At 71.1% G+C, this 10,609-nt stretch carries 10 protein-coding genes; 8 read left to right on the forward strand and 2 right to left on the reverse strand.

Features of this window, described 5'->3' with window-relative positions:
* The first annotated feature begins 191 nt into the window (after positions 1–191).
* From rpmH to ACLQ14_RS00935, 8 genes are all read left to right on the forward strand, one after another.
* Positions 192–329 carry a 50S ribosomal protein L34 gene (gene rpmH / locus ACLQ14_RS00900; protein ID WP_010849920.1) on the forward strand — a complete coding sequence of 46 codons (138 nt, stop codon included), beginning with the start codon at positions 192–194 and terminating at the stop codon, positions 327–329.
* 9 nt (positions 330–338) lie between these two features.
* Entirely contained in the window at positions 339–686 is a 348-nt protein-coding gene (gene rnpA, locus ACLQ14_RS00905; protein ID WP_425808911.1) for a ribonuclease P protein component, read from the forward strand.
* Positions 683–991: a membrane protein insertion efficiency factor YidD gene (gene yidD, locus ACLQ14_RS00910; RefSeq protein ID WP_425808913.1), complete on the forward strand. Its 309-nt coding sequence runs from the start codon at positions 683–685 to the stop codon at positions 989–991. Before rnpA ends, yidD begins: the two co-directional genes overlap by 4 nt.
* 22 nt (positions 992–1,013) lie before the next feature.
* Positions 1,014–2,195 carry a membrane protein insertase YidC gene (gene yidC, locus ACLQ14_RS00915; protein WP_425810172.1) on the forward strand — a complete coding sequence of 394 codons (1,182 nt, stop codon included), beginning with the start codon at positions 1,014–1,016 and terminating at the stop codon, positions 2,193–2,195.
* 93 nt (positions 2,196–2,288) lie between these two features.
* Positions 2,289–2,792 carry a protein jag gene (locus ACLQ14_RS00920; protein WP_425808915.1) on the forward strand — a complete coding sequence of 168 codons (504 nt, stop codon included), beginning with the start codon at positions 2,289–2,291 and terminating at the stop codon, positions 2,790–2,792.
* Positions 2,793–4,163: 1,371 nt separating this feature from the next.
* Positions 4,164–4,838 (forward strand): 16S rRNA (guanine(527)-N(7))-methyltransferase RsmG, encoded by a 675-nt coding sequence (gene rsmG / locus ACLQ14_RS00925; RefSeq protein ID WP_425808917.1) that lies wholly within the window; start codon positions 4,164–4,166, stop codon positions 4,836–4,838.
* Between the two features lie 33 nt (positions 4,839–4,871).
* Complete coding sequence (locus ACLQ14_RS00930) at positions 4,872–6,473, forward strand: AAA family ATPase (RefSeq protein ID WP_425808919.1); 1,602 nt, start codon at positions 4,872–4,874, stop codon at positions 6,471–6,473.
* A gap of 1 nt (position 6,474) precedes the next feature.
* Positions 6,475–7,920, forward strand: coding sequence for a ParB/RepB/Spo0J family partition protein (locus tag ACLQ14_RS00935; protein ID WP_425808921.1), 1,446 nt, complete (start codon positions 6,475–6,477; stop codon positions 7,918–7,920).
* A 101-nt stretch (positions 7,921–8,021) separates the two neighbouring features.
* On the opposite strand, the gene ACLQ14_RS00940 is transcribed toward ACLQ14_RS00935, so the two are convergent.
* Complete coding sequence (locus ACLQ14_RS00940; protein WP_425808923.1) at positions 8,022–8,993, reverse strand: D-alanine--D-alanine ligase family protein; 972 nt, start codon at positions 8,991–8,993, stop codon at positions 8,022–8,024.
* 97 nt (positions 8,994–9,090) lie between these two features.
* Positions 9,091–10,461 carry a PLP-dependent aminotransferase family protein gene (locus ACLQ14_RS00945; RefSeq protein ID WP_425810174.1) on the reverse strand — a complete coding sequence of 457 codons (1,371 nt, stop codon included), beginning with the start codon at positions 10,459–10,461 and terminating at the stop codon, positions 9,091–9,093.
* Between the last annotated feature and the right edge of the window lie 148 nt (positions 10,462–10,609).

The raw sequence follows: 10,609 nt of genomic DNA on the forward strand, positions 1-10,609 counted from the left end.
GTTTGACCCGAGCCTTCGGCGTGACGTAGCGTGGGACAGCCGTTCTGGGCTTTCTTGGCGTGCCGCGCACCCCGCGTCGCGCGTGCCCCGGTTGTGTGGTGAACACGACGCGAGTCCCGGAGCAACAGACGTGTACCACCGCGATCCCCGGCGTTGTCGGGGACGCACTCCCGACGTTCTTGGAGAGCCCCGTGAGCAAGCGCACCTTCCAGCCGAACAACCGCCGCCGTGCGAAGACCCACGGTTTCCGCCTGCGCATGCGTACCCGCGCCGGGCGTGCCATCCTCGCCGCCCGTCGCCGCAAGGGCCGCGCCGAGCTCTCCGCCTGACCTTCGACGGTGCTGCCCGCAGCGCACCGCCTCCGTCGTCCGCAGGAGTTCAGCGGAACCGTACGGACGGGGGTCCGCGCGGGACGGTCGACCTTGGTGGTCCATCTCGCTCCCGGATCCGGGGGCGGGCCTACCAGGGTCGGCTTCGTCGTATCCAAGGCCGTAGGGAACGCCGTGACCCGTAACCTCGTGAAGCGCCGCCTCCGGGCCGCGTCGCTTCCGGTCGTCGGCATGCTTCCGTCCGGCTCCGCCGTCGTGGTGCGGGCACTCCCGTCTGCCGCAGAGGCGGGCTTCGCCGCGCTCTCCGACGACCTCGTCGGCGCCGTGCGCTCCGCGCAGCGAAAGGTCTCCCGATGAGCCTCGCGAGGACGCTCCCGCGCCGCGTGCTCATCGCGCCGATCCGCTGGTACCAGCGGATCGTCTCGCCGATGCGACCGGCGACGTGCAAGTACTACCCGTCGTGCTCGAGCTATGCCGTCACGGCGCTCGAGCGCCACGGGATCCTCAAGGGAACCCTCCTGGCGGCCTGGCGGCTGCTGCGCTGCAACCCCTGGAGCAAGGGCGGCGTCGACGACGTGCCGCCGCTCGGGGAGTGGCGCTCGCCGACGCTGCACGAGCGCCAGGACCACGACCACCACCACCTGACCGGTACGGCAGCCTGATGCCGCACCACGGGAACCCCCCATACAGGGAGCTCTGACCACGATGTTCGACACGATCCTCCAGCCCATCGAGTGGGCGGTGGCATGGATCATGTACGCCTGCCACTGGGTCCTGACTCATATCGGTTTTTCCGATGGACCCAGCTTTGCGTGGGTTCTGTCGATCGTCGGCCTGGTGATCGTCATCCGGATCATCCTGATCCCGCTGTTCTTCCGGCAGATCAGGGCGTCGCGCGGCATGCAGATGATGCAGCCCGAGCTGCAGGCGATCCAGAAGAAGTACAAGGGCAAGAGCGACCCCGCGTCCCGCGAGGCGCTGTCCCGCGAGACCATGGCGCTCTACCGCAAGCACGGCACCAACCCCTTCGCCTCGTGCCTGCCGATCCTGCTGCAGTCGCCGATCTTCTTCGCGCTGTTCCGCGTGCTCAACCACCTGCCGCAGATCGCGGACGGCAAGAAGGACGCGATCGGGCCGATCAACGCGGCCGTCGCGCACGACATCGAGACCTCCCAGATCTTCGGAGCCCAGCTCTCCGACGTGTTCCGGACTGCGGGGACGAGCGAGGCCAAGATCGCTGCGGCGGTCCTGATCGTCGCCATGTGCGCCACGACGTTCTTCACGCAACGCCAGCTCACGATGAAGAACATGCCGGCGTCGGCGCTCCAGGGCCCGATGGCCCAGACCCAGAAGCTCATGCTCTGGGGCTACCCGGTGATCTTCGCGATCTCGGGCATCAACTTCCCGATCGGCGTCCTCGTCTACTGGACCACGACGAACCTGTGGTCGATGGGCCAGCAGTTCTACACGATCAAGCGCATGCCGGCGCCGGGCTCGGAGGCCGAGCGCATCTACAAGGAGAAGAAGGCCGCGCGGGACCGCGCCAAGGGGATCATCCCCGAGGAGCCGCTGATCATCGAGGCGCCGCGTGGCCAGCGTCAGCAGCCCAAGCGCAAGGACCGCACCAAGGGCCCGGCGAAGCCGGCGGCGTCGGTCGCGAAGGCTGAGCCGTCGACCGCCTCCGCCGAGCCGGCGGCGGACACCACGCCGGCCGCGACTTCGGCGTCCCGTGGGAGCAAGGCCGGCAACGGGTCGAGCGCGCGGCCCGCCGGCGGCGTACAGGGCGGCAAGTCCGGCTCCCCCGGCGGGGCGGGGCAGCAGCGCCCGGCCGGCCCTGGTTCGGGCAAGAAGCGCAAGAAGCGATAGGCAGCCGGCGCCGCTTCCAGGCGCTCGTGCGTTCCAGGCCGCCGCGGTGCAGTGCCGCACCGCAGCCACCAGCGTGTACCTAAGGAGAAACCCATGACGTCCTCCGAGACGCACCCGGCCGAGCCGGCCCCGACCAAGCGCCTGGAGGAGGAGGGCGAGATCGCCGCCGACTACCTCGAGGAGCTGCTCGACATCGCCGACCTCGACGGCGACATCGAGATCGACGTCGAGAACGACCGCGCGGCGGTGGAGATCGTCGCCGAGGACCCCGCCGCGCTCCGCCACCTCGCCGGGGACCAGGGCGAGGTCTTGGAAGCGCTCCAGGAGCTCACCCGCCTGGCCGTGCAGACTCGCACGGGCGAGCGGAGCCGGCTGATGCTCGACGTCGCCGGCTTTCGGGCGGGGCGTCGTACCGAGCTGATGGCGATCGCCGCCGACGCGATCGCGAGCGTTCAGGAGTCGGGCAAGGAGCTCGCTCTGGCCCCCCTCAACGCCTTCGAGCGGAAGGTGGTCCACGACCAGGTCTCCGCCGCCGGCCTGACGAGCGACTCGCGTGGCGTGGAGCCCGAGCGTTACGTGGTGGTCCTGCCCGCCTGATTGCGCGAACCACCGCACAGGGCGGCCAGCCGGAAACGGCTGGCCGCCCTGTCTGCATCTCCGGAGTGTGCGTCGACACGCGGGAACGTGTGCCCGTGCCACGTTGGCGCCATCGACGAGTCCCGAGGTAGGCGTCCGTGGCTGGTCGTCGTGCTCGGGGGTCGGGCGCTGGCGCTGGCGTGGTCGACGCCCCCTGCGTCCGGCCTGTTTCACGTGAAACGCAGGCTGACTGATCCGTCGGCGTCCACGTTTCCGTGGCGGGTTTTGGCGTCCTGTCTCCCCGGCGTACCACCTCCGGGGAACCGTCGGCGACGCACGGCGGGTAGGCGGTGGACCGCGCTGCGGGCCCAGACGGACCGCCGCTCGAGTGTCGCGCGTGGTGGTGGCGCACGCAGATGGTCAGCCACGTGCCCACTGGGGTTTCACCGCCCCACCCCTGCGGGGGCCGTTGGCGCAGGCGCACATGGGCAGGAAGGGCAGGTCGGGGAATCCTGGCGGGTCCGTCGGCGTCGCTCCAGGCCGTGTCCCGGTGTCGCGAAAGACGCCGCCTTGGGCCGATGAGCTCACGCCGCGCCACCGCGGTCGGCCCGGTGGCCGTCGGCCGACGAGGGGGACGGCTCGACGGGACGACCAAGCCGGCACGGTGAGGACCGGAGCGCATGTTTCACGTGAAACCCGGCGCCGCCGTGCGTGGGCGCGACCTTCTGCGGGTCGGACGGGACAGATGCCGGCGCCCGCTGTGGCGCCCGATGACGGTCTCGTGTGAGAGGGCTCCCGGCGCTCGTGATCGGTGCGTCCTGGTGTGTGGCGGCGGTGGGTTCACGGAACGGTGTCCGTGGCACGGCGCGACAGCCATCGGCCAGCGCGTGCGGACCGGCCGGGAGCGCAGTCTCCGCTGGGCTCCCAGGGAGTCATCGCAGCGATGTCGCGGTGGGTGCGCGCCCGCGAGGCGCGCCACCGGCGCGACGGTCGCGCGGGTACGGAAGGCCCGCAATCCAAGGCAGCGGCTCGGTGACCTGGGCTGGCCGTCGACGTGCGGTAGGGACCAGACGGATTGACCGCACGGGCCCGGCACGGCGGGTTCGGGACTGGCGCTGCACGCGTGGATCGGAGAGAGGCGGAGATGAGGGCGTCGCATCGGATCTGTCAACAGGTGGAACGGGCATGGGGACCCGCGTGGCCGGGCCGTCATCGGCCCGCTTGAAGGCGGGGAGAAGCACGGGAACCGATCCGGTGAGGCGCCCGCGCACGCACCGGGCGGGCACGGTGTGCACCGCGGCACCCGGGTAGGGAATGATGAGCCGGTGAGCGCACACCCGGTGTCCGAGGTCCAGCAGCCATCCCCCGTCGACCGCGGCCGGAGCTCCGTCGATGGCTGAGGGCCAGCACCCGAGCCCGGACGATGTTTCACGTGAAACGGCGGCACGCGACGCGGCGCCTGCTTACTTCGGCGACGCCTACGCTGCCGTGGCTCGCTTCACGCAACGACTTGCCGACGAGGGCGAGACGCGAGGGCTGATCGGCCCGCGCGAGATCGATCGAATCTGGTCTCGCCACATCTACAACTCGGCGGCCGTCGTTCCGTACCTCCCTCCGCGGGGGACGATCGCCGACCTCGGCTCGGGCGCCGGACTACCCGGCGTCGTGATTGCTGCGATGCTTCCCGAAGCGGAGGTGTTGTTGGTTGAGCCGATGGAGCGACGGTGCGCCTGGCTGGCAGAGATCCGCGACGCGCTCGAGCTGGACAACGTCGAGATCAAGCGTGGACGAGCGGAGGAGTTCCACGGCGCCTTCGAGGCCGATGCGGTCACCGCGCGAGCGGTCGCGGCGCTCGACAAGCTCGCGCGGATGGCGCTCCCGCTGGTGCGCCGCGGCGGTGAGCTCGTGGTGCTCAAGGGTCGCAACGTCGACCAAGAGCTCCCTGCAGCACGCAAGGTCCTTCGAAAGTTCGGGGCGGGGGAGCCGGAGGTGCTGCGGGCGTCGACCATCGAGGCGGTGGAGGAGACGGTGGTGGTGCGCGTGGCTCGGCCGAAACTGGGGCGATGACCTGTACGGTCGACCGGGGGCGAACGAGCAGCGATGCCAGACGACAAGGGCGGTGACAGCGGAATGCCACGGGGTGGTTCCGGCGGATGGTTCTCACGATTCTCGCGGCACGAGGCACCGAGCTCACCGACCCCTGAGGCGGTCGAGTCGGCGGCTCCCGTCCAGTCTGCGCAAGGCCCGGCCGGGCCCGTCAACGACGTCGGGCAGGAAGTCGTTTCACGTGAAACCTCGGTGGCCGTTGCAGTCGATACGCCGACGCAGCCCGCGGGAGAGCAGGGCTCCGATGGTCACCCGGTGGAGCTGTCAACAGAACGTGGTGACCTCACGATCGACTCGGACGCGCCTGTCACGGAGGCTGCCCAGCACAGTGAGGACGCCGACGAGGCGCGTTCAGACGGCGCCGCTCAGCATGCAGCGGGGACCACGATCGCGGATCGTGACGGAGACGAAGGATCGCCTTTGAAAGAGAATCCAGGCCCGGCCGCGGTGCCGGAGGACACTGACGCGGCGGCGGTCTCAGCGGCGGTTGAGTATCCACAGGCGCCTGTGGATCTCGGAGCTGAAGCGGCTGACGATCCGCAAGATTCCGCGGCTATCGAGCTTTCCACTGCTGGGGACAACGCGGGCGGTATGACTGCGCTCGATGCTCCGCTGACGCTCGTCACGGCGCCCGACAACCGCGCGGAACTACTCGCCGCGGTTCCGGACGCCGACGACTCGACGCCCCTCGCGGCGGAGCTGGCTCGGGACGTTCGCCGGCGTATCGAGCTCGAGGGGCGCACGTACCCACGTCCCGACCGCACCCGCGTGATCACGGTGGCCAACCAGAAGGGCGGCGTCGGCAAGACGACCACGACGGTGAACCTGGCCGCCGCGCTGGCGAAGGCTGGGCTCCACGTGCTGGTCATCGACAACGATCCCCAGGGAAACGCATCGACGGCGCTCGGGATCGAGCACCGCGCCGGGACGCCGTCGATCTACGAGGTGCTGATCGAGGACGCGCCTATCTCCGAGGTCGTGCAGCAGTGCCCCGACATCGAGACACTGTGGTGTGTGCCCGCCACGATCGATCTGTCGGGAGCGGAGATCGAGCTGGTCTCCGTCGTTTCACGTGAAACACGCCTCCGTCGCGCGCTGGACGCGTACATGGCGGAGCGCGAGCACGAAGGACAGCCGCGCATCGACTACGTCCTTGTCGACTGCCCGCCCAGCCTGGGGCTCCTCACGGTCAATGCCTTCGTGGTGGGACGGGAGGTGCTGATCCCCATCCAGTGCGAGTACTACGCGCTCGAGGGCCTGACGCAGCTCTTGAAGACCATCGGCCTCATCCAGTCGCACTTGAATCCGGAGCTTCACGTCTCGACGATCCTGCTCACGATGTACGACGCTCGGACCAACCTCGCGCAGCAGGTGGCGAGCGAGGTGCGGGAGCACTTCGCCGAGCAGACCCTCCGCACCACGGTGCCCCGTTCCGTGCGCATCTCGGAGGCGCCCAGCTACGGGCAGTCCGTGGTGACCTACGATCCGAGCTCGTCGGGCGCCCTCGCCTACCTCGAGGCCGCCCGGGAGCTCTCCGAGCGCGGGCCCGTGACCGTCGGCGCAGACCGCGCCCCTCAGGAAGAGCAGGTGAGCTGACATGAAGGAACGTCGCCGTGGGCTGGGGCGTGGACTTGGCGCCCTGATCCCCACGAGCTCGGAGGGCGAACGTCCCGTGGACGTCTTCTTCCCGGCGTCGCCCACGGCTGGTGCGCAAGAGACCAGCGTCGCGACGATCGATCGGCCGGAGGAAGCGCCGACCGCCGACGCGCCGGTGCCCGACGTTTCACGTGAAACAGCGACCGACTCCGTTGACGAAGAGACGACGCCGACGAGTCCGGCCGAGGCGGTCGCGGAGTCGTCCGATCCCGACGAGGGCGCACAGGCGGGTCCGGGTGACACGGATGTCCCCGGCGAGCCGACGACCTCGTCTCCCGCGGCCGACGGACCCGCGGAGCCGACGACCGAGTACGTCGCGACCGGCGGGCCGGCGGCTACCGAGGACGAGGTCCGGCCGGACGCAGCACCGGAGGCGAGCGGCAACGCCGACGCGGGGATCGCCGAGCGGGACGGTTCAGTCGGCGCGGCCGGTCGCGCCGAGGCATCGGACGAGGCCGAGATCGCCGAGCCGACGGCCGAGCAGGAAGCAGTCCACGCACCGACGGAGCCCCGGTCGTCGTCGGCAGACAGCGCCGGCGACTCCGACGACGGACTCGTGCCGGTCCCCGGCGCGTCGTTCGCCGAGCTGCCGGTGGCGAGCATCCGCCCGAACCCGCGCCAGCCCCGAACAGTCTTCGACGAGGGGGAGCTGGACGAGCTCGTCGGGTCGATCAAGGAGATCGGCGTCCTGCAGCCGGTCGTGGTCCGGCCACAACCGGACGAACCCGGACACTACGAGCTCATCATGGGCGAGCGCCGCTGGCGAGCGACGCAGGCGGCGGGCCTGGATTCGATCCCGGCGATCATTCGGGTGACGGACGACGAGGACCTGCTCCGCGACGCCCTGCTCGAGAACCTCCACCGGTCGGCGCTGAACCCGCTCGAGGAGGCGGCGGCCTACCGCCAGCTGCTCGACGACTTCGGGTGTACGCACGACGAGCTGGCACTCCGGATCTCCCGGTCCCGTCCGCAGATCTCGAACACGCTGCGGCTGTTGCGCCTTCCCCCGCTCGTCCAGCGGCGGGTAGCCGCGGGGGTGCTGTCGGCCGGGCACGCCCGGGCACTGCTGGGCCTGTCCGACGGCGCGGCGATCGAACGCCTCGCACAGCGGATCGTTTCCGAAGGGCTCTCCGTCCGCGCGACGGAGGAGATCGTGGCGCTGGGCGTCGGCGACGAGAAGCCGGCCGCGCACCGCCCGCGTGCGGGCCAGCGGAGCGAGGCCGTCGACGCCCTCGCCTCGCGTCTCTCCGACCGGTTCGAGACTCGCGTCAAGGTCGACCTGGGCAAGTCGAAGGGCCGCGTGACGATCGAGTTCGGCTCGGTCGAGGACCTCAACAGGATCCTCGACGTGATGGCGCCGGAGGATCCGGGCCTGCTGCGGAACTGACCGGACCAGCACGAAGAAGGCGCGGCGCCCGTCCCACGACGGGCGCCGCGCCTTCGTGTCGGGGCCGGCAGGCGGACGACGGAGCGTCGACAGTCTGCGCCTCAGCGCGGACGCGCGGCGCGCTCGACGATGTCCCGGTAGGTCGCGGCGAGCGTCGTCCCGGAAGCGAGCACGGCCTGCGGGAACAGCGAGGTCTCGGTCATCCCGGGTGCCACGTTGGTCTCGAGGAAGTGGGGGACGCCGTCCTCGTCGACGATCAGGTCGACCCGACCGAGGTGACGCAGGCCGAGCTCGCGAAAGGCGGTGACCGCAGCGGAGGACACCCGTTCCGACGTGGCCGGGTCCAGCCGGGCGGGCGTGAAGTACTGGCTGCGCCCCGGGTTGTACCGCGCGTCGTAGTCATAGGGCCCGTCCGTGACGATCTCGACCGCGGGGAGGGCGAGGGGTCCGTCGTCGGTCTCGACGATGCTGACAGCGACCTCGGTGCCGGCGATCGCCCGCTCGACGAGCGCCGCCTCGCCGTAGGCGTAGGAGGCGACGAGGGCGCGCGCGAGGTCGCCGCGCGAGTCGACGACGCTGACCCCGAGGGCGGAGCCCCCCCGGGACGGCTTGACCACGAGCGGGAGGCCGATGCGTGCGACGAGCGCGTCCATGACGGCGCCGGCGCCGAGCTCGCGGAACAGGTCCTGCTGCAGGGTCACCGAGTCGGGCGTCGCGATCCCGGCCGCTGAGACGACGCCCTTGGCGATCTCCTTGTTCCACGCGACTCGGCTGCTGCCCGGGCCGGTGCCCACATAGGGCAGGTCGAGCAGGTCGAGGATCTCCCGGACCGAGCCGTCCTCGCCCGTCGCGCCATGGAGCAGCGGCCAGACGACGTCCGGCGCGACGTCGTGAAGGGTGGGCACGAGGTCGGCGTCGACGTCGTGCACGACGACGTCGATCCCGCCGGCGCGCAGCGCGTCGGCCACGCGCCGTCCCGAGCGGACGGAGACCTCACGCTCGTGTGAGAGCCCCCCGGCGAGGACGACGGCGCGAAGGTCGTCGGAGGAGCGGCTGCTGGTGGGGGACGTCACGGCGTGCTCCCGGGTCGGTGGGGCTGGATCAGAGCGGGGATGGTGCAGGCGCGTCGCGACGAGCCGACGGCAGCGCCGACGGGCCGCGGCCGGACGGTCACGCCAGGTCGGGACCGGGCCCCTGCACGTCGGGCGGGGTGTGGTCCGCCCTGGCGCCCTGCCGGTCACCGGCGGGAGCGCCCGTGCCGAAGATCGTCGCGAGGTCGAGCTCGTTCGAGACGACGCCCGCGAGCCGCCGGACGCCCTCGCGGATCTGGTCGGGCGTGGGGTAGCAGAACGAGAGGCGCATGTGGTCGGCGCCCGACCCGTCCGCGTAGAACGCGGTACCGGGGACGTACGCGACGCGTGCGGTCACGGCGCGGGGCAGCATGTCCTTCGCGTCGAGCCCGTCGGGCAGGCGGACCCACGTGTAGAAGCCGCCGGCGGGAACCGTCCAGGACGCGGACGGGAGGTGCTCGGCGAGGGCGCCGACCATCGCGTCGCGCCGTTCGCGGTACAGCTCGCGGAACTGCTTGACCTGGCCCTGCCAGTCGCACGTCGACAGGTAGGTGGAGATCGCCATCTGCGACGCGTTCGACGGGCAGAGGATCGCCGCCTCCGAGGCGAGGACGAGCTTCTCGCGCACCGCGTGCGGGGCCACGGCCCAGCCGACGCGGTACCCGGGCGCGAACGTCTTGGAGAACGAGCCGAGGTAGACGACGCCGTCGGGGTGGTACGACTGGAGTGCCGGGAGGGTCTCGCCGTCGAACCCGAGCAGGCCATACGGGTTGTCCTCGAGCACGAGCACACCGTGTCGCTGCGCGATGTCGACGATGCGGGGCCGACGCTCGAGGGAGATCGACACCCCGCCCGGGTTGTGGAAGTTCGGGATGAGATACAGCAGCTTGACCGACTTGCCCGCCGCCTCGAGCCGGGTCAGCGTCTCCTCCAGCACCTCGGGGATGAGGCCGTGCTCGTCGATGGGGGAGTGGACGATCTCCGCCTGGTACCCGCGGAACACGCCGAGCGCGCCGACGTACGACGGCGCCTCGGCCACGACGACGTCGCCCGGGTTGACGAAGATCCGCGTCACAAGGTCGAGGGCCTGCTGGGAGCCGGTGGTGACGACCACGTCGTCGGGGTGCGCGGACACGCCCTCGAGGCGCATGACCTCGATGATCTGCTCTCGGAGCGTCTCGTCGCCCTGGCCGCTGCCGTACTGCAGGGCGCTGGCGCCGTGGGTCGCGATCAGCTCGGCGACCGACGCCGCGATGGTGTCGAGCGGCAGGCCCTTGAGGTAGGGCATGCCCCCGGCGAGGGACACGACCTCGGGGCGGTTGGCGACGGCGAAGAGGGCGCGGATCTCGGAGGCGCGCATCCCGTGGGCGCGGTCGGCGTACGAGCCGAACCACGGGTCGAGCCGCGTTCCTGCCGGAGCCGGTGCGGAACCTGCCGCTGCCGTGCGCGCCGCCGCCGCGGCGGAGGCCACGGTCGGGGACGTCACGGGCTCGCGGGGACTCAGGTTCTCGGTCACGTTGCCAGTGTCGCACGGGCCTCGTGACGAGAACGTGAAGACGGCCGGTGGCCCCCGGTGACACCGGGACCGGCGGCCCCGGCCGGGCTTTGGAGGCGGGGGG

This window comes from Luteimicrobium sp. DT211, assembly GCF_049844995.1.
Taxonomy (GTDB): domain Bacteria; phylum Actinomycetota; class Actinomycetes; order Actinomycetales; family Cellulomonadaceae; genus Luteimicrobium.